Below are 18,232 nucleotides of genomic sequence, written 5' to 3' on the forward strand. Positions count from 1 at the left end.
GCCCAAAGCACTACAGAGCCCATTTCATCCCGACATAGTAACGACGTCCCATTAGGTCGTACGTCATAGTGTTGGTATTACCGTCGGTATAGCTTTGATGATATGGCGCTTGCTTGTCGAACAGATTATCGATACCTGCCGTTAAGGCGATATTGTTGTCCATTTGATAATAAACCTGTGCGTTATGGTAAGTGATTGCATCAACTGAGTCGCCTATCTCTCCGGCATTGGCATATTGATCATCCGCCGCGCCAATATACTGAATGTTGTAGCTAAAGCGCCAATTGTCATTAGTGACATCAAAATAGAGGTTTGAGCGCCATTTGGTGTAGCTACCATCATAACCAATGGTGCCTGCTCGAGATTCAACGGGGGCGCCGGCGTAGGTTTGCAGATCGTATTGATCTAAATAGCTCAGCTCCCAAGTCGTATTAGTCACAACGCTGCCCATTTCTTTCTGGTAAAACATCGCCATATCAACACCTGAAACCACTTCGTTAGCGGCGTTGCCCAGTTGTGTTTGTAAATAGGTGATGTTGCCTGTCATTGCGTCTCGCACAAAGTGCTCGTCGCTACAGAAAGGATGCGTCATCCCTTTGCTGTCGTAACAGGCGGCTAATTTGCTCGAACCATTGACTGAGTTAATGGCGTTATTAATCTCTATCTTGTAGTAATCGAGCGTGATATTGAGCCCTTCAATAAACCCCAGATCCCAAACAATACCCGCAGTAAAGGTATTAGCTTCTTCTGGTTCAAGTTCAGCATTGCCACCACGGTCGGTTAATATTGTGCCTTCTTGCTTATAATTCGTTGGCACGTTTGATGCCATACAATTAGCGTATCGATTCGAGCTAGGGTCGAGCTTAGCCCACTCGCTACAAGGATCTGTGGTATTCATGGACCCTTGATCTATGCCGCCAAACAACTCAGGAATATTCGGTACTCTGAATGCCGTGGATTGCGTGGCCCGCAGCGTCACTGCGTCATTGACGACCCACAGCAGCCCCATTTTATAATTGGTATCGCCACCGAAGGTATCAAAATAGGAATATCGCAACGCCGCAGTTAATTCGACTGACTTAGCAAATGGCTGGTCGCTTAATATTGGTACCAAGGTTTCAAGATAGATTTCGTCGGCAGTGTAACGACCATCAATCGGATCTTGCTGGGCAGTGTTCGCTTCACCACTGATTTTAAGTGGGTCGGGATCATTCCATCCTTTCTCGTTTCTGTGCTCTAGTCCTGCAGCAAAACTCATCATGCCCGCGGGTAACTGCCATAGATCGCCTGTGATATTCGTTGTGAGGCTAAACTGCTCATTGCCGCCGCTATCTCGCATGTTAAACAGAAAATAGTCCAGCATTTCAGGTGTGAGTGAGCCAACTCCCCAAAAGTCTGCACAGGGGGCATTGGGATCAAGATTACAACTGCTATAGTCAGTCGCCTCGGCAAGACGAGCCTTATTAATGACATTGGTCACTTCATAGGAACCACGGTTACTGCCGAAGTTAACTGCAGCATCCCATTGCCAACCGTTGTCTAAATCCCCTCTAAAACCTGCCACTAAGCGCCAAGTATCCGCTTGAATATTAAATTGTCGGGGAGCTTCTGCCAGTCTACGACTCTGGAGCAGAAAGTCTGCATCGGTCGGGTTTGACTCATGCCATGCAGGAATGACTATTCCTGACACCGATTGCGGGGAAGCGGGTAATTGTGAGCTACGGCGAGTGTACATAGCTTCAGCAAACACTTGGCTGCTTGCCGTTAAGTCATATTCACCGTAGGCAAAAAGATTGACTCGCTCGTTAGGTTGAACCGCATTAAAATACTGATAAGTATTGTCTTTATGGCTACTTGTGTATGGCGTGCTTCCCGTTGGTAAAAGCATTAACGGATCGCCGATTGGATTACCATTGGTATCAATGAAATGGCCTCTGCCTCCTGGAAGCGCCGAGCTACCGCCACACACTAGCTCACCATTCACTTCCTCAAGCGGACAAGACGCGCGACTCAGCATATCGACGGCTTGGGTTTTATCGTAACTCATCGCCACATATGCACTGCCCCGCTCACCGACATGACCGAGGGCAAGGTCGAGCTTGTACTGTTCACCATCATTTTGCTCGGTTATGCCAGTTCGTGCTTGAAACTCAACCCCTTCGATTTGCTGCCGAGTGATGATATTGACCACGCCAGCAACCGCGTCGGCACCATAAATGGCGGATGCACCATCTTTTAATACCTCGATTCGTTCAACCACGCTAATGGGAATGGTATTAAGATCTACGGAGGAGTTTGCCCCAGTGCCACTGTTCAGCATACGTCGACCATTGAGCAGTACGAGTGTGCGATTTACCCCTAATCCACGCAGATTAACTTGGGTTGAACCATAGCCACCTTCAGTCCAATAGGCATTCGTTTGATTACCCGCAAACCCCGCAGAGGCTGTCATTCTTTGCAGTAATATCTCAACTGAGGTGGCACCGGTTTTCTCGATATCTTGCGCGGTAAAAACGGTCATAGGCGCGGTGGAAGCCATCTCTTCCCTTTGAATTCGGCTCCCTGTAATGGCTATTCTTTCGATAGTAGTGGGAGTCGATACTTGAGGTTTAATTGCAGATGCTGGAAACATTGCTTCAGTTTCGGCTGCTATCCCTGAAAAAATGGCCATGCTTGCTAGGGATATCGCCATTGAAGTCATTACTGCGGAGCGGGTCATAATAAGCCTATGAAAGGTTTGTTTAAATAATGGTATGTTTTATATAGGATTAAGTGGGTATCTCAATAAAAACTCAACGACCTGCGACACTGTGTCACACCCCTAATGCGCGGTTTATAATAAAGTGCTGATATAATCGCCGCTCACTAAAGGTTTGGAAGTTCAACCATGTGGGCCCGCAGCGTGGTTTTTTGTTTTACAGATATGATGATTCGGCATGGTGTAAATGGGAGGATAAGAGCATGCAAGCGCAAGTGCAGAACAAGTTTGAACGCTATCCTGAGCATATAACGCCCTTGCTATTACGGATCCGAACCTTGGTTTTTGCGATTGCCGAAGCGCAGGATTTAGGTGCGGTGGAAGAGAGCTTAAAATGGGGCGAGCCGAGTTATTCAGTTAAAAATGGCAGTACAGTAAGATTTGACTGGAAGCCAAAATATCCCGAACAATACTACCTATTCTTTAATTGTAAAACTAAGCTGGTTGATACATTTCGAGAGCTACATTCCCATGCGCTGCAGTTTGAAGGGAATCGAGCCATAGTGTTAAGTATCCATGATCCCTTGCCAGAATCCGCGATTTCCCAATGTATTGAATTATCGTTGAAATACAAAAGTATCAAACATCTACCTTTACTAGGTGCTTAGTTTCATTAAATAAAAAGATGATGAATCACTAAAGCCATAATGTTTGTTAAGGTTATAGCTTGTTTCAGTGAGCGTGTTTTAGTGGTTTATTAAACGTAAATAGTGCGGCGAGTTAAGTCTTTTTGGACAACCCGCCACACTATTTGAGCGATACAATAAAGGTTTAACGATGTAATTAAAGATTGCTGACTTTTTGTGGTAAGCCGTTTCAAAGCTAATTATCGCAGCACCCTGTGAAAAAACGCTACCGCTTGCAGGTACATTTGCAGTGCGAGTGCGGGATCGTAGCGTTCGCCTTCATCACGCATAAAGGCGTGTTGGGCGTTAACTTCAAGCCAAGTGAAATTACGGTTCAGCGCCATTAATTGCTGGTGGATTAACACTCGACCTTCAGCTGATACATGGGGATCTTGCTTGCCGAACACTAACACTAATTCCCCTTGAATATCACCGCTGCGGCTCAGAGAGTCATTGCCGTAGGCGCAGGGCAGGGTGTTGGAGTGAATGTCGGTTGGATAGAGGCAAAATGCACCTAAAATAGCGGGGTTGAGTGCGGCGCGGTAGGCCAAGTGGCCGCCGATACACACGCCCATACTGCCCACTTTGCCATTGCAGTAAGCTTGTTGATGGGCAAAGTCGACTAATGCTTGGGTGTCGCTGTCGTGGTGTTCTAAAGGTTTAGCAAACTTATCGGCGTTGCCTTTGTCTTTACCCGGTTCATCGTAGGCGAGCACTGTGCCTAAAGGATTGAGTTCATGGAATACTTCCGGCACAAATACCACAAAACCGTGGCCAGCAAGAATTGTTGCAGCGCGTGCAATAGGTGCCGTTTGCTGAAAAATTTCGGAATAAAAGATGATGCTTGGGAATTGCCCCTGTGCTTCTGGGCGGTAGATATAAGTGCGCATTAGCCCTGAAGGCGTGGAGATATCCTGAGTTTCCTGAGTGACTAGCATATTGAGGTTCTCTCTGTGAGGCTTCAAACGTTGAAGCCTCACTGTAGCAGTCAGGATTTTATCTGTCAGTTAAAACAATTCGTTACCTGAGAGTTCCCCTGCACATAACGCTTTTACGTTGTTCAAGGTTGTTTGGGCGATGGCGCCTAAGGCTTCTTCAGTGAGGAAGGCTTGGTGGCCAGTAAAGATCACGTTATGGCAGGCAGATAATCGACGGAATACATCGTCTTGAATGATCTCATTCGATTTATCTTCAAAGAATAAGCCCTTCTCGTTTTCATACACATCGAGACCGAGTGAACCGATTTGGCCGAGTTTTAAGGCTTCCATCGCATCGAAGGCATTGAGTAAGCCACCGCGACTGGTGTTGATCACCATGACACCGGGTTTCATCTTGGCGAAGCTGGCTTGGTTGAGCAAATGGCGGTTATCGGCCGTGAGCGGGCAATGCAAACTGATGATATCGCTGTTGGCATAAATCGCATCGAGATCTTGATATTCAACATCTAGCGCAACAACCGCTGGATTGATAAAGGGATCGTAGGCGATGACTTTACAGCCAAAACCGAGCAAGACTTTAATGGTGGCTACGCCGATTTTACCTGTACCAATCACGCCGACGGTTTTGCCGAACATGTTAAAACCGACTAAACCTTCGAGGGAGAAATTGGCATCGCGGGTGCGTTGGTAAGCTTTGTGGATTTTTCGATTCAGTGTCAACATCAGTGCGACTGTATGTTCGGCCACGGATTCAGGAGAATAAGCTGGTACGTTAACGACTTGCATGCCTAAGCGTTTAGCGGCGACTAAGTCGACATTGTTAAAACCTGCGCAGCGCATGGCGATGATTTTCGTACCGCCATTGGCGAGTTCAACGAGGACTTCTTCGCAGAGTGAATCGTTAACGAAGGCGCAGACGATTTCAAACCCTTCAGCAAGTTTCACCGTTTGCATGCAGAGGCGATAATCGAAATACTCAATTTGTGCACCAAACGCGGCATTTGTGCGGTTAAAATGCTGCATGTCGTAATGTTTTGCGCTAAAGAATCCAATTCTCATTTCAGTCACCTAACGGATTGTGATGTAGTTATCAGCCAAAGAGTGTAAGTGAGTTAGGGCTTTTTGTCCTTAGCCTTAGAAAATTGACTATTAAAAGAGTGAGCTTTGTCATCAATTAGCTAAAACGCTTGATAAAAAAAGCGAGCCCTGATGGCTCGCTTATGGATTGACTAGCAGTGCTTGAGTTATTCAAGCTAGGGCTCTCATATTTAAAACCGTGCTTTGAGAGCCAAGGGTTAGTCCGTTAACCCTTATACGGTTTGTGACTAGTGATCTTTAGCGAATTTAGCCGCTTCAGCACCGGCGATACGGCCGTAGGTCACAATGTCAGATACTGCGTTACCGCCTAGACGGTTAGCACCGTGAACACCGCCAGTCACTTCACCTGCAGCATATAAGCCTTGGATTGGTTTCCCGGTTTTCTCGCTCTTCACTTCGGCTTTAGTATCAATCACAACGCCACCCATAGTGTGGTGAACAGCAGGTGCGATTTCTAATGCGTAGAAAGGTGCTACTGCTAATTCGCGTGGTAGGTTTGGACGTTCAAATTGCGCATCTTTACCTGATTTCACGAAACCGTTGTATGCCGTGATGGTTTTCGCCAGTTCAGCGGCGGGCACATCGATTTGTTTTGCTAACTCTTCGACGGTTTTGCCTTCTTTAACAATGTTCAGATGCACATAACCTTCAATCGCTTTTAAGCTCTTACGGATTGAGTCATCGAATACCAAATAAGCGCTTTCGCCTTTTTGTTGCAGAATCGCGGCAGACGCTTTATCACGGGTAGTGATTTCGTTCATAAAGCGGTTACCTTCACGGTTTACCACGATAGCACCGTTGCCACGTACCGCTTCGGTGATCATTACACCACCCGCTGGTGAGTATGTTGGGTGAGCTTGAATGAACTCTAAATCGCGAGTTGCTGCGCCTGCTTGCAGTGCCACGTCTAAGCCGTCACCGGTTGCACCTGGGTGGTTAGTGGCTTTAAAGCCTTTTAACTTAGGATCGTACTTAGCTACGCGGTCGTTGTTTTTCGCAAAACCACCGGCAGCAATAACCACAGCATCGGCTTTAATAATGTAATAACCAGTGTATTCGCCTTTAACGAGTACGCCAGTCACATTGCCTTTCGTATCTTCAAGAATACGGACAACACGGCTGTTTAAGCGGATGTCAGTACCACGTTTTACTGCGTTGTCCCATAGTACTTGCGCTACGTGTGCACCTACGCCAGCACCACCGGTTGGGCGGTGACTACGGTTAACACTTGCACCACCCATACGGCCCACGTCAGTCATGTCGGCACCCATAGAGGTTAACCAATCGATAGAGTCAGATGAGTTATTTGCAAGCACTTTCACTAATTCAGGATCGTTAATGTTACGGCCACCTTTCATGGTGTCGTCGATCATGATTTGTTTCTTATCTTCAATACCTAACTTAGTTTGCGCCTTCGTTTCGGCAGCGTTCATACCGCCAGCGGCCAACTTAGTGTTACCACCTGGGACAGGTTCTTTTTCGAGCAGAATCACTTTCGCGCCAGCATCACGGGCAGAGACGGCAGCAGCAAGGCCTGCACCACCTGAACCGATAACAACCACATCAGTGGTTTCTTTTACGCCAGCAGCAATGGCTTTATCCTGTGCCGCTTTGTCTGCATCAACAGGAACAAACTTACGTTCCCATTTACCGCCGTAAGGCATATCGAAGCCGAAGCTGTGGCAAGCATCGCAATAAGTGACTGATTTCTCATGGCCTTTATGGCAGCTTGTACAAGCAATTTCGCCAATCAAGTGAGATTTATGGGGTGAGACTTTGTCTTTAGGTGCGGCGGCGGCCAGTTCTTTTAAATCGCCGTGGCAGCTAACGCATTGGGCATTTTCATGGCTAAGGTTGTCATCGCTGACGCCACCTTTGTCTGAGACGTGGCAACTGTCGCAACTGCCCATTTCACCGTGAAAATCGGCTAGCACTTCTGGTGCAGCATAGGCAGTTCCTGCCATTGCGCCAGAGATCAGCATGGCTAGTGCTGTTTTTTGAATCTTTCTTGTGAACATGGTAGTTCCTCCGCCGTACATTCATCTACTTAATAAGGGTTATTCATCGTGGCGTGATATTTATTTTTTACGCAGCTCACGCACTGTTAGAGCATTCTCCATTTGCAAATTTAGCACTATCTAAAGAGGTATATGTGTGTTCAGATCACATAACCTTTGTTGCAGCGAAAATAACATATTTAAAATGTGCAATCGGATGGGAAATATTAATGAAGTTGAGACTGGTCACTGATTGAATACGGTATAACTTGCGCGAGTTAACATGTTGAATGGATTGGTTTTAACTTTTAAAAATAAAAATGATATTAATTATTGGTTTTGTGATGTGATTTATCTATTTGTATTTAATAGATATTATAATGTGACTTAGCACTTTGAGTATGTCACTTAATTATTTTTGAGTATTCTATAAATAATGTTAATTATCCAGCCATTATTGTATAGAGTTGCATTATTAGTTTAACCAGATGTTACGCAGTTGATTATTAAGGGGATGTAATGCGCAAACAAGGCATATCAGAAAAACGTTTTTGGGTTCAACGTTTGAGTAAAACCAGTTTAAGGGCATTGCATATTTTAGGGATCGTCGGTGTCGGTGGTGGCATTTTATTAAGCGTAGATAAAACGCAATGGCTGAATTATTGGTATCTCGCTATGACGACGGGCTGCATATTAATGTTGTGGGACATTGTGCGTGATTGGCGTTGGTTAATTCAGCTTAAGGGTTTGTTAACCTTAGTAAAAGTAGGCTTACTTGGTTTGTTTGTCCCTTTGGCTAATTTCAAGCCTGAGTTGTTAATCGCGATCCTCTTTTTGTCCGTGATTGTGTCCCATGGTCCAGCAGGGCTCAGGCATTATTCTATTGTGCATCGTCGGCAAATCGACTCGAAAAAAGAAATTAAGGGCTAATTGCAATGTCTGTAATCCATGCGCCAATCGTGACTCCCGCAGCCTTAATCACTGAGTTTACTTGGCCTGTTTCTCGCTTTGATGGACTTAAAGTACTCGATCTTGCCTGCAGCTCTGGACGTAATGGTTTGTGGTTTCTAGCGCAAGGTGCAGAAGTGACGTTTATCGACAGGGATTTGTCTGCCATGTCGCACATTGAGCATGTGAACGCCCGCAAATATCAATGGGATTTAGAAGCCGAGGCTGCGCCATCGCTACCGATTGAAGAGTACGACATAGTGTTAGTATTCAATTATCTGCATCGGCCATTATTACCGCAAATTGCCAAGGCGGTTAAGACTACAGGCCTTATCGTCTATGAAACCTTTACCACACAACAAGCTGAGAGTGGGCGGCCACGTAACCCCGATTTCTTACTCACTGAAAATGAACTCAAATCAGTGTTTGCTAACTGGCAACCTTTACATTACTTTGAAGGTCGATTATGTGATCCGCAGTCCACTCATAGCAGTTATAAAGCACAGTTGATTGCGCGAAAACCTAAAACGTAAGTTTACCGATTGAGACTCAAGAGGTTGTAGGATGTTTCCCTATCCAGAGCAATATCGCATTGCAACACCACCGCTAACGACCGCTGTCATGGTGGCTTGGGCTTTATTAAGTCATAGCCTGTTTTCCGATGCCAGCCCTGTCGCTCTGTATCCGCTATTAGCCCTGTTCCCGCTGGTAATTGGATTACACTTGTATTTGATTTGGTTAGCAAAAGGAATGGGACGACTCGATCAGTTTTTCTATGCCTTAGTGCATATCCCACTGGCGTTCGTGGTGTGGACATTTACAATTATGCATGTGAATGGCAACGCTTTTTCTTAAATTCGCCTGACGTTTTATAGAAAAATAACAAAAAAAAGCGCCCTGATAATCAGAGGCGCTTTTTTAAATGCTGTATTGCTAACAATTAGGCCGTAGTGTTGATGTTGTGGCCTGCATTACCTACTGGTTTTGGCGCCGCAGCTGCAATTAAATCTACCGCGATTTGACCTTCGGCTTTTTGCTGCTCTTTGGCTAACTGAGCAACCTTAACGCCAATTGCACCATTTTCTAGATTAGGTGCGATAGCTTGGGTATTCAGTGAAATTGACATAACTAACCTCGATTGTAAGCTGGATCCCTTTATCGGCAAACCCAAGGTTAACTTTAGCCGTTAGCCATGAATTTGCCAATCATCCATTATTTTGTTAATTATTTAGTCGATTGTTTCGTCAATTACTTGGCCTTAGCCGAAAACAGTTTGCGGCCGATAATAATAATGGCTGTGATCCCTAATGAACCTAAGATCAGCCCCAGTGCCAGCACTACATTTTGCAGGGCAGTAGGGTCGATAACCAGCGCGATACCCATACCCAACATCATCACCCCTGACATGAGTTTTAGGGCTTGGCCTTCTTTTTCAGTCAGTTTACGTTTACCTAAGGTCGCGCTGAAGACGATAACGATAATCGCCAGCGGGATCACATACACAATGTTATATAAAACCAGATACATATAGCGTTCAATATCTGGCAGATTGTGCATAGAGAGCACGCTGGTGTAGATCATAGGGAAGCCCGCGGTGCAGAGCAGTTCATAGGCGTTGGCGAGAACAGCTAGTACGGTAGAGCCAATAAGTAAGGCGCCTAAGCTACTCGAATTTGACAGTTTCCCCATGCGCTTTATCAAACTCGTCCGGTTTTCTGCCGACATCGACAGCGTCACTTCCCCCTTAGTAAAGAAGTAATCTTTGATGTTGATGACACCAGCGATTAAGGCCAAACAACCCGCCGCTAAGATGATCATGCCGCCATCACTGCCAGCGCCCAACAGCTGGAAGATGTTCAGCCATGCGGTCATAAACAAGAAATAGATAAAGCCTGAGAAGAACACGAAAATCCCGCCGACGAGTAACATGCGGCTGCGACTCTTAGCATTAACCATGATCGACAATAAAAACAGTAAAACGAAGAAAGCGCAGGGGTTAAAGGCATCCACGCCTGCGAGCACTAAGGTGAGCAGCGGCAAAGACATAGTCTCAGGAGTCACTACGCCCACTAAGGGCAATTCTACAGGCTGCACTTCAGATTGCGCTGGTGATGCTTTTGTAGCGTCACCCAAGCTGGTGGCATCGCAGGTGCCTTCGCCAGTATCTGTGCCGCAGGTGCCAAATAGCGGCGCATCGGTTTCTGTACTCGCGCTCGTACTGACAACGCCTTTGGTGGGCAAATCTGCTTCGCTGAGTTTACCGCCAAGGGATAAATAGCAATTCTTCAGTCGATTGACGAGAAACTCGCCGGTGACTGCTTCGCTCGAATAGCCCACCACGGCTTTTTCGCAGCTGGCCATATAGGGTACAGAACGTGCTTCTGTATTAGTTTTTGCGGCGATATTTTGCCAAATATCTTGCACACCTGGTGCGGACACCATATGAGATTCGAGTTCTATCCAAGGGTATTTTTGCGGCAATGAATCGATGAAAGGATGGGCCTCTGCACAGTGTGGGCAAGTTTTAGACCAGAAGAAATACAGCTTAATTTTGAGCTCACCCTGACCATTTATATAATGCCACGTTCGATCCGCTGAGCTTGCTGGTGTTGTCTCGGCCCAGCTCGGGATGGAAAAGGCAAAAAGGAATAATAGCGAGCAAAACAGAGATAATTTCGATAGATATTTTGTCATAGCGCCTCCCACTGAGAGTGGGTTTAAGTATCGTCAAACGGTTCGATTAGCTCTTACTCTACTTAAATCAATCATTTTGATTAAATTAGATATTAAGAAGTGTTAGTTAACTCGCGAATAACCATTTTTTGGGAACTGAAACCAGTTTATCTCCCTGTGAAATGGTGTGATGCACATTCACTCTCAGCTTGAGTCGTTATTGGCTAATAAAGAATAAAGCACTCGAGGGTGCTCTATTTCTGACGTTATCAACAAGTGTCTATGATGGATTATGGTTAGCCTAACGCAACACCATTTACGCTCAGTTTCACGTCGATATTATTACGTGTAGCGTTCGAGTATGGACAAACTTGATGCGCGTGACGCACTAATGCTTCAGCAGCTTCTTGCGGTAAATCTAAGCTAACTTCTAAAGCAACCGCTAATGCAAAACCGCCGGCATCATTGGCACCTATGCCGACAACCGCACTGACTGGCGCTTCGGTAATATCGACTTTGCCGATTTTAGCGACATGCAGAACGGCGTTTGAGAAACAGGCAGCATAACCTGCGGCAAACAGTTGTTCTGGGTTAGTGGCAAGTCCGCTACCGCCCATGGCTTTTGGATAGGCTAACGCCACATCCAGTAAACCATCATCAGTGCTAACTTGACCCTGACGACCCGCTTTTGCTGTGGCACGTGTTTCATAAAGTGTTTTCATAATATTGACCTTCTTAGATTAAGGATTAAGTAAATTGATTTGAATTGCGCGCAATTAAATTGTGATAAACTATAATTCGATCTTTGGTGTGAATGCAAGTATATTGTGCGCAATATATTTAATTTGTCGGATCTTCCTATGGCAACAACTCAACCCAACACCCGTGTTAATCCTGTCGATATGGCCGAAAATACCAGCGTAGATAATGCTTTATGCCTTGAAAACCAAGTGTGCTTCTCACTTTATAGCGCCGCGAATGCTATGGTGCGAGCCTATCGCCCTTTGTTAGATAAATTGGATCTCACCTATCCGCAATACTTGGTCATGCTAGTGTTATGGGAAGAGCAGGGCATTAGTGTCAAAACCTTAGGGGATAAACTCTTCCTTGATTCAGGCACGTTAACGCCATTGCTAAAGCGGTTAGAATCTAAGGGATTAGTGACTCGCGGTCGCAGCGAACAGGATGAGCGCGTGAGAGTGCTCGCCTTAACGGCCGCAGGAATTGCCCTCAAAACGCAGGCAAGTGAAATCCCCCATTTAATGCGTTGCAAAGTCGGCGGCGAGGCGAGCGAGTTAAAAGCCTTAAAGGCCATGTGCGATCAAGCACTTAAACAATTACATGCCAGTATTGATTAAACTCTTATCGTCGAGATTTGATCTAAGACTAACTTATTGACATATTAACGCTTATTAGCTGTTCGACTGAGCTTGATTGAATGCATGAGGCTCAGTAGGTCGGTCGTCTATGGAACGTTAGCGAGAGTGAGTTATGGCCAGTTTCGATATAGCCATTATTGGCGGTGGGATCAGCGGTGTCGGCATTGCCCAATATGCGGTAGCGGCGGGCTATTCCACCTTGCTGATTGAAAAGGGCGAAATTGGCGGCCAAACCTCGGCTAATTCCAGCAAGCTTATCCATGGCGGCTTGCGCTATTTAGAAACGGGGCAAATCAATTTAGTCCGTAAGTCCTTGCTTGAACGGCGCCATTTACTCAATCTTGCGCCCACTCTGGTTAAAGCTGTGCCTTTTTATATTCCAGTGTATGACAACAGTCAGCGCAGTCCCTGGACTATTCGCGCGGGCTTAAGCATGTATGCGCTGCTGAGTGAGTTTGATCCCTTGGGCCAATTTGTGTCTGTGCCTGCCGTGCATTGGCATCGTTTTAAAGGATTGAAACTCAATGGATTAAAGGCGGTGTTTCAGTATTGGGATGCGCAGACCGACGATAAGTTGTTAACTCAAGCGGTGGCGCGCAGCGCGCAGGCACTGGGCGCTGAAGTCTATGCCGAGGCTGAATTTCTTGAGCTGGAACATAGGCGCGAAACTTGTGAGCTGAGTTTTAGCCACAGGGGCGAAATCCATAAAGCCGAAGCGAGTCTAGTGATCAATGCTGCCGGCCCATGGGTGAATGCGGTTTTAAGCAAAGTCTTGCCTCCACTTGCGTGTGTTGAACTCGATTGGGTGCAAGGCGCCCATGTGCTACTGGATATTCCTGCGCCCGATGGCATCTTGTATTTAGAGTCTTGCTTCGATAAGCGGGTCATATTTGTGATGCCTTGGTATGGGCAAACCTTGGTTGGCACCACAGAAACGGAACTGGCGTCTTTAGATAAACCACCCCAAGCGACCGAATCTGAAATTAATTATCTGCTTGGAATTTATAAGCATTACTTCCCGCTAACGCCGGAGATTGATGAGCTTAAGACAAAGATAACCCAGACCTTCTGCGGCATTCGGGTTTTACCTAAGCAAAATAGCCAAGCCTTTGAGCGGCCGCGGGATACCTTGATGAAAACATCGATTTCCCATCCGCGCATCCTCAGTTTATACGGCGGTAAGTTAACGACGTTTCGCAGCACCTCGGCAGAAGTACTTGAATGGATTGAAAAGGCCCTTGGTAAGCGCGAGGCGATTGCCGATGTTGATAAACTCAGCTTGTCTTGAATAAACCTAAAATTGCGCCCTTGATACTGGTTTGAGTGTGTTTCGAGATGATTTTTACCCGTAAAACCGCTACAGTGTGGCGCTTTTTTACTGAATCTAGGATCTGTCGTGAGTGCTGCTATTGTGAATGCCGTCAAGCAATGTGGTTATTTTAATCAAGGTCAGTGCCTTTCTTGCCGGCATATTCAGCAGCCTCTAGTGCAGCAAGTAGCGGTTAAAACCCAAACGTTACAGCAATTACTCGCGCCTTTTATTCCCGCAAATTCGGCAGAACTTTTTCTGCCACCCATCACTGGCGATGACAGCGGCTTTCGTAATAAAGCCAAAATGGTGGTGCTCGGTGCCGCCCATGAACCCATTTTGGGGATTGTGAGCCCAAGTGGCGAGGCGGTGGATCTTTGCGACTGCCTGTTATATCCCGCTGATATGCAAGCCTTGTTGCACCGTTTAACCCGCTTTGTGCAGCAGGCGGGGCTTCCTCCCTATCGGGTTGATAAAGCCAAGGGCGAGCTTAAGTTTATTCTGCTGACCCGCAGCCAAGTGCGCGGCGAGTATCTACTGCGTTTTGTGCTGCGATCCCACAATGGCATTGAACGTATCGAACGCGAATTACCAGCATTATTGGCGGAATATCCGCAGATAAAAGTAGTGTCAGTCAATATCCAACCAGTTCATATGGCAATCCTTGAGGGCGATGAGGAGATTTTCTTAACTGAGAATACTAGGCTTGAAGAACGTTTTAATCATGTGCCTTTGTTCATTCGGCCTAAGAGTTTTTTCCAGACCAATCCACAGGTTGCGGCTCAGTTATATCAAACCGCCCGTGAGTGGGTTGCCGAGTTTTCTCCTCGCTCGTTATGGGATCTGTTTTGTGGCGTCGGCGGTTTCGGACTGCACTGCGCATCCAAAGACATTGCACTCACAGGGATTGAAATTGAAACCGAGGCGATTGCCTGCGCGCAAATGTCTGCGCAAATTATGGGGCTTGAGAATGTGAGCTTTATGGCGCTCGATTCCACCGACTTTGCTAAGGGTAAAAGCGCTGCCGATAAGCCGGATTTGATCATTGTTAATCCACCGAGGCGTGGTATTGGCGAGGCTTTATGCCAGTCATTAAGCGAGTTTGCGCCTAAGGCGATTCTTTATTCCAGCTGTAATCCCAAAACCTTAGCGAAAGATCTTGAGCATATTCAAGGTTATCACTTAACCAAGGTGCAGCTATTTGATTTATTCCCCCATACGGATCATTTTGAAGTCTTAGCTATGTTGGTGAAGGATTAATCTTTTAGCTCATCAATGTATCTCTAAGCATCTGTACTCACTCGCTTTATGATTCTTGCAAATCCGCTCAAACTATCTTAAGGGCTCTGCTGTGTGGGGCCCTTGTTATGCTTTTATCTGCGTTGCTCGCGTGAAACTTCATCAAAATGTCTTTTTAGTGGCATAATCTTCAGCACTTTATGCATTGATGGGCGGCGATTTATGCTACAGATTTTCCTACGCTTTTTTACCTTAGGCTTGATGAGTTTTGGCGGACCTGCGGCGCACATTGGTTATTTTCGCCAGACCTTTGTTAATGAACTCGGTTGGCTCGATGATAAGCGTTACGCCAGTCTCGTCGCCTTAAGCCAATTTATGCCGGGGCCAGGGTCGAGCCAAGTGGGCTTTGCCATTGGTTACCAAAGAGGCGGGCTGGTGGGTGCGCTTGCTGCCTTTGCCGGTTTTACGCTACCTTCCTTTATTTTGATGTACTTACTGGCGGTAACAACGTCGGCGTGGCTCGCTAATCATTATGTTCAAGGGATGATTTATGGGCTTAAGTTAATGGCCGTCGTTGTGGTTGCCGATACCGTTCTTGCTATGTTTAAACAATTCTGCCAACGCAAATCCGCCCGTTTGCTGATGTTAGTCAGTGCTGCGGCGATTTTGATTGCGCCATTTATGTGGACGCAAATCATCCTGTTACTCGGCGCTGCGACTATCGGTATTTATAAATTGAGTGCGACGCAAGATGACACTGTGCCGCTTGCACCGATCCGCTTGAATTATCTCTATTTACTGCTCTTTTTCGTGCTGCTCATCGGCAGTTTTTTTATGGTGGATTTCGGACCTGAGGCTTGGATTTTCAGCGAGTTTTACCGCGTAGGGAGTTTAGTGTTCGGTGGCGGTCATGTGGTGCTACCTCTGCTAGAAACAGCAGTGGGCGATACCATAGGCGGCGATCGTTTTCTGACGGGTTATGCCTTTGCCCAAGCTGTGCCTGGGCCTATGTTCACATTCGCGACCTTTTTAGGCGCCGAAGTTATGCTAGATAAGCCCTTCATGGGGGCTTGCATCGCGACTGCGGCCATTTTTTTACCCGGATTTCTCCTTATGCTGGTGGGGATGAAGAGTTGGCATGCGATTGCGGCAAGACCGAAAATTGCTGGTGCGATAGCGGGCGTCAATGCCTGCGTTGTTGGCTTACTCGCGGCAGCGCTTTACCAACCGGTTTTTTCTCAGGCGGTATTCTCGGGCACAGATATGGCCTTGGTATTGCTCGGTTTTGGTGCATTGAAGTTATTTAAACCACCCATGCTGGTGCTGGTTTTAGGCTTTAGCTTGTGTGGGATCTTGCTAAATGTATTTTGAACTGAGGGCGATTAATTGCAGGTTTCTTGAGCAAGATTAAGATTTTGTTACTTTAAGCGCATAGAGAAATAACAATGTTAGCTATACTCCAAAGATACAAGTTGTATTCCTTTGGAGCATTCAAGCATGTCTAAGTTGAGTTTACGCAATAAATTACTATTGCTATCGCTGTTCCCTTTGATCCTCGCATTACTCATATTGATGTCGGTTTCCTATTATGTCGAACAAGATGCACTTGCCGCTGAAGTGGTCACTTTTAAAACTAAGCTCGTCGGTGAGCGTAAACAACAAATTAAAGAAGCCACCGAAATTGCCGCAGGCATAGTGAATTATCAATTATCGCTAAAAGAGCAAGGCAATGTGAATCAAGCACTCAGAGACATACGTTTCGGTAGCGCAGGTTACTTTTTCATGTATGACTCTCAAGGTAAAAATATCTTTCATGCCCTAATCCCAAGTTTAGAAGGGCAAAATAAGATTGATATGACAGATCCCCGCGGCACTAAAATTATCGTCGGCCTGCTCGACGCCGCTAAACGTGGCGATGGTAGTTTCTCCTACTACTATCAAAAACCTAATACCAATGAGCAGATTGAGAAGATCAGCTACGCCATGATGATCCCGGGTACAGACTGGATGTTAGGTACGGGCGCCTATATTGATGATATCGATGCCGTTGTTGAGGAATACCGCGCCACAGTGACAGAACAAATGGCAGATAAATCCTTCGCCATTTTACTAATAGCACTGTTCCTTACGGGTATTACTGGCTTTATCATCATGATCGCCGCCCACCGTATGGTCGTGCCAATCAAGAATATGGCCGATAACTTGAATGATATCGCTAAGGGTGAAGGGGATTTAACCAAACGACTCGCCGTAAAAGGGGAGGACGAAATTGCTCAACTTGGACGTTCCTTTAACCTCTTTGTCGATAAGCTGCAAAATATCATCGGCGATGTGGCGACGGCGACCGCTAAAGTGAAAACCGCGGCCAATGCGATTCATGCGCAAACTAAAGTCATGTCGAGTCAGTTAGTCAGTCATAACAATGAAACCGATCAGGTGGTGACGGCGATTACTGAGATGTCGTCCACCGCTAACGAAGTGGCAAAAAATACCACTCAAGTGGCTGAGGCGACCCACGCAGCAACGGGCGATGTGGCTAATGCCCAGCGCTGTGTTGATGCTTCGCTTGAAGAAATTGCCTCTTTAATGTCGCAAATCAATAATGCGGCGGGCAGTATCAAATCACTCAGCGAGCAATCCCAGAAAATCAACAGCGTACTGTCAGTGATTGGTGGTATTGCCGAGCAGACCAACCTATTGGCATTAAACGCCGCCATCGAAGCGGCCCGTGCCGGTGAACAGGGCCGAGGTTTTGCTGTGGTCGCCGATGAGGTGCGTAACTTAGCCAGCCGCACTCAAGCCAGTACGTTAGAAATCAATGAGATGTTATCGGCATTACATAAGCTAGTGACCCAAGCCGTGAAAGCGATGGAAGAGAGTCAACAAAGCTGCGTGCGTTCGGTGGATTCTTCTCGCACGATTTCCGACAGTCTGGGTTCAGTGACTTCGGCTGTGACTGCGATTAACGACATGAGTACCCAAATTGCGGCAGCGGCGACAGAGCAAAGCTCAGTGACCGAAGAAATTAACCGTAACGTGTATGCCATCCAAGAGATTGTGAATGAGCTACTGCACTCCAGTGAAGATGCGGCCAGAGTGAGTCTGACGGTATCAGAGGAAGGTATTAACTTAGGTAAATTAGTGGGACAGTTTAGGATTTAATTACATCAATCTAAATAAAAAAACGGGAGACTTAAGGTCTCCCGTTTTTATTTGGCTCGTTTATTTTTTAAAGCGTTAATCGTTAATTCAGCTTAGCTCTTTCGC

General features: G+C 46.3%; 16 protein-coding genes. 9 read left to right on the forward strand and 7 right to left on the reverse strand.

Annotation, left to right across the window (positions count from 1 at the left end):
• Window positions 1–10 precede the first annotated feature (10 nt).
• A complete protein-coding gene (locus Q4Q49_RS04410; RefSeq protein ID WP_311998720.1) occupies window positions 11–2,719 on the reverse strand; it encodes a TonB-dependent receptor in 2,709 nt (902 codons plus the stop codon).
• 242 nt (window positions 2,720–2,961) lie between these two features.
• On the opposite strand from Q4Q49_RS04410, the gene Q4Q49_RS04415 reads away from it, so the two are divergent.
• The gene (locus Q4Q49_RS04415) at window positions 2,962–3,366 is read left to right on the forward strand and encodes a DUF1801 domain-containing protein (protein WP_311998721.1); all 405 of its coding nucleotides are present in this window, start codon (window positions 2,962–2,964) and stop codon (window positions 3,364–3,366) included.
• A gap of 218 nt (window positions 3,367–3,584) precedes the next feature.
• Here the strand turns inward: Q4Q49_RS04415 and Q4Q49_RS04420 are convergent, their stop codons facing one another.
• The 3 genes from Q4Q49_RS04420 to fccA form a co-directional block, all read right to left on the reverse strand.
• On the reverse strand, window positions 3,585–4,322 hold the full coding sequence (locus tag Q4Q49_RS04420; protein ID WP_311991271.1) for a dienelactone hydrolase family protein: 738 nt from the start codon (window positions 4,320–4,322) through the stop codon (window positions 3,585–3,587).
• Between the two features lie 69 nt (window positions 4,323–4,391).
• Window positions 4,392–5,381, reverse strand: coding sequence for a 2-hydroxyacid dehydrogenase (locus Q4Q49_RS04425; RefSeq protein WP_259483104.1), 990 nt, complete (start codon window positions 5,379–5,381; stop codon window positions 4,392–4,394).
• Between the two features lie 266 nt (window positions 5,382–5,647).
• Window positions 5,648–7,438 (reverse strand): fumarate reductase flavoprotein subunit FccA, encoded by a 1,791-nt coding sequence (fccA, locus tag Q4Q49_RS04430; RefSeq protein WP_261272204.1) that lies wholly within the window; start codon window positions 7,436–7,438, stop codon window positions 5,648–5,650.
• Window positions 7,439–7,936: 498 nt separating this feature from the next.
• Here fccA and Q4Q49_RS04435 point away from each other — a divergent pair, with 498 nt between their 5' ends.
• From Q4Q49_RS04435 to Q4Q49_RS04445, 3 genes are read left to right on the forward strand one after another with little or no spacing between them, the layout of a single operon-like run.
• Window positions 7,937–8,347, forward strand: coding sequence for a hypothetical protein (locus Q4Q49_RS04435; protein WP_311991273.1), 411 nt, complete (start codon window positions 7,937–7,939; stop codon window positions 8,345–8,347).
• A gap of 5 nt (window positions 8,348–8,352) precedes the next feature.
• Window positions 8,353–8,898: a methyltransferase domain-containing protein gene (locus Q4Q49_RS04440; RefSeq protein ID WP_311998722.1), complete on the forward strand. Its 546-nt coding sequence runs from the start codon at window positions 8,353–8,355 to the stop codon at window positions 8,896–8,898.
• A gap of 31 nt (window positions 8,899–8,929) precedes the next feature.
• Window positions 8,930–9,220, forward strand: coding sequence for a hypothetical protein (locus Q4Q49_RS04445; protein ID WP_012090084.1), 291 nt, complete (start codon window positions 8,930–8,932; stop codon window positions 9,218–9,220).
• Between the two features lie 85 nt (window positions 9,221–9,305).
• Here Q4Q49_RS04445 and Q4Q49_RS04450 read toward each other — a convergent pair whose 3' ends face one another.
• From Q4Q49_RS04450 to Q4Q49_RS04460, 3 genes are all read right to left on the reverse strand, one after another.
• Window positions 9,306–9,491 (reverse strand): cytoplasmic protein, encoded by a 186-nt coding sequence (locus Q4Q49_RS04450; RefSeq protein WP_106651481.1) that lies wholly within the window; start codon window positions 9,489–9,491, stop codon window positions 9,306–9,308.
• A 122-nt stretch (window positions 9,492–9,613) separates the two neighbouring features.
• Window positions 9,614–11,059 carry a cytochrome C biosynthesis protein gene (locus Q4Q49_RS04455; protein WP_311998723.1) on the reverse strand — a complete coding sequence of 482 codons (1,446 nt, stop codon included), beginning with the start codon at window positions 11,057–11,059 and terminating at the stop codon, window positions 9,614–9,616.
• A gap of 275 nt (window positions 11,060–11,334) precedes the next feature.
• Window positions 11,335–11,760, reverse strand: a complete 426-nt coding sequence (locus Q4Q49_RS04460) for an organic hydroperoxide resistance protein (protein ID WP_006080380.1) — start codon at window positions 11,758–11,760, stop codon at window positions 11,335–11,337.
• A 138-nt stretch (window positions 11,761–11,898) separates the two neighbouring features.
• Between Q4Q49_RS04460 and ohrR the strand changes: the two genes are divergently transcribed.
• The 5 genes from ohrR to Q4Q49_RS04485 all read left to right on the forward strand — a co-directional run bounded on the left by ohrR (window position 11,899) and on the right by Q4Q49_RS04485 (window position 18,127).
• Window positions 11,899–12,396 carry a hydroperoxide resistance transcriptional regulator OhrR gene (gene ohrR / locus Q4Q49_RS04465; RefSeq protein ID WP_261272200.1) on the forward strand — a complete coding sequence of 166 codons (498 nt, stop codon included), beginning with the start codon at window positions 11,899–11,901 and terminating at the stop codon, window positions 12,394–12,396.
• A 133-nt stretch (window positions 12,397–12,529) separates the two neighbouring features.
• Window positions 12,530–13,705 (forward strand): FAD-dependent oxidoreductase, encoded by a 1,176-nt coding sequence (locus Q4Q49_RS04470; protein ID WP_311987230.1) that lies wholly within the window; start codon window positions 12,530–12,532, stop codon window positions 13,703–13,705.
• 108 nt (window positions 13,706–13,813) lie between these two features.
• Window positions 13,814–14,986 (forward strand): 23S rRNA (uracil(747)-C(5))-methyltransferase RlmC, encoded by a 1,173-nt coding sequence (rlmC, locus tag Q4Q49_RS04475; protein WP_311998724.1) that lies wholly within the window; start codon window positions 13,814–13,816, stop codon window positions 14,984–14,986.
• Window positions 14,987–15,187: 201 nt separating this feature from the next.
• The gene (gene chrA, locus Q4Q49_RS04480) at window positions 15,188–16,336 is read left to right on the forward strand and encodes a chromate efflux transporter (RefSeq protein ID WP_311998725.1); all 1,149 of its coding nucleotides are present in this window, start codon (window positions 15,188–15,190) and stop codon (window positions 16,334–16,336) included.
• Window positions 16,337–16,462: 126 nt separating this feature from the next.
• On the forward strand, window positions 16,463–18,127 hold the full coding sequence (locus Q4Q49_RS04485) for a methyl-accepting chemotaxis protein (RefSeq protein WP_259524386.1): 1,665 nt from the start codon (window positions 16,463–16,465) through the stop codon (window positions 18,125–18,127).
• Window positions 18,128–18,232: the final 105 nt, after the last annotated feature.

The sequence above is a fragment of the Shewanella sp. SP1S1-7 genome, from assembly GCF_031932105.1.
In the GTDB taxonomy this organism is placed as follows: Bacteria; Pseudomonadota; Gammaproteobacteria; order Enterobacterales; family Shewanellaceae; genus Shewanella; species Shewanella baltica.

Bases quoted from the DNA above. Each gene is read 5' to 3' on its own strand.
- Q4Q49_RS04420 (WP_311991271.1), bottom strand. From the start codon at position 4,322: ATGCTAGTCACTCAGGAAACTCAGGATATCTCCACGCCTTCAGGGCTA.
- Q4Q49_RS04435 (WP_311991273.1), top strand. From the start codon at position 7,937: ATGCGCAAACAAGGCATATCAGAAAAACGTTTTTGGGTTCAACGTTTG.
- Q4Q49_RS04485 (WP_259524386.1), top strand. From the start codon at position 16,463: ATGTCTAAGTTGAGTTTACGCAATAAATTACTATTGCTATCGCTGTTC.
- Q4Q49_RS04455 (WP_311998723.1), bottom strand. From the start codon at position 11,059: ATGACAAAATATCTATCGAAATTATCTCTGTTTTGCTCGCTATTATTC.
- Q4Q49_RS04425 (WP_259483104.1), bottom strand. From the start codon at position 5,381: ATGAGAATTGGATTCTTTAGCGCAAAACATTACGACATGCAGCATTTT.
- Q4Q49_RS04440 (WP_311998722.1), top strand. From the start codon at position 8,353: ATGTCTGTAATCCATGCGCCAATCGTGACTCCCGCAGCCTTAATCACT.
- Q4Q49_RS04460 (WP_006080380.1), bottom strand. From the start codon at position 11,760: ATGAAAACACTTTATGAAACACGTGCCACAGCAAAAGCGGGTCGTCAG.
- Q4Q49_RS04410 (WP_311998720.1), bottom strand. From the start codon at position 2,719: ATGACCCGCTCCGCAGTAATGACTTCAATGGCGATATCCCTAGCAAGC.
- Q4Q49_RS04450 (WP_106651481.1), bottom strand. From the start codon at position 9,491: ATGTCAATTTCACTGAATACCCAAGCTATCGCACCTAATCTAGAAAAT.
- ohrR (WP_261272200.1), top strand. From the start codon at position 11,899: ATGGCAACAACTCAACCCAACACCCGTGTTAATCCTGTCGATATGGCC.
- Q4Q49_RS04445 (WP_012090084.1), top strand. From the start codon at position 8,930: ATGTTTCCCTATCCAGAGCAATATCGCATTGCAACACCACCGCTAACG.
- Q4Q49_RS04415 (WP_311998721.1), top strand. From the start codon at position 2,962: ATGCAAGCGCAAGTGCAGAACAAGTTTGAACGCTATCCTGAGCATATA.
- fccA (WP_261272204.1), bottom strand. From the start codon at position 7,438: ATGTTCACAAGAAAGATTCAAAAAACAGCACTAGCCATGCTGATCTCT.
- chrA (WP_311998725.1), top strand. From the start codon at position 15,188: ATGCTACAGATTTTCCTACGCTTTTTTACCTTAGGCTTGATGAGTTTT.
- Q4Q49_RS04470 (WP_311987230.1), top strand. From the start codon at position 12,530: ATGGCCAGTTTCGATATAGCCATTATTGGCGGTGGGATCAGCGGTGTC.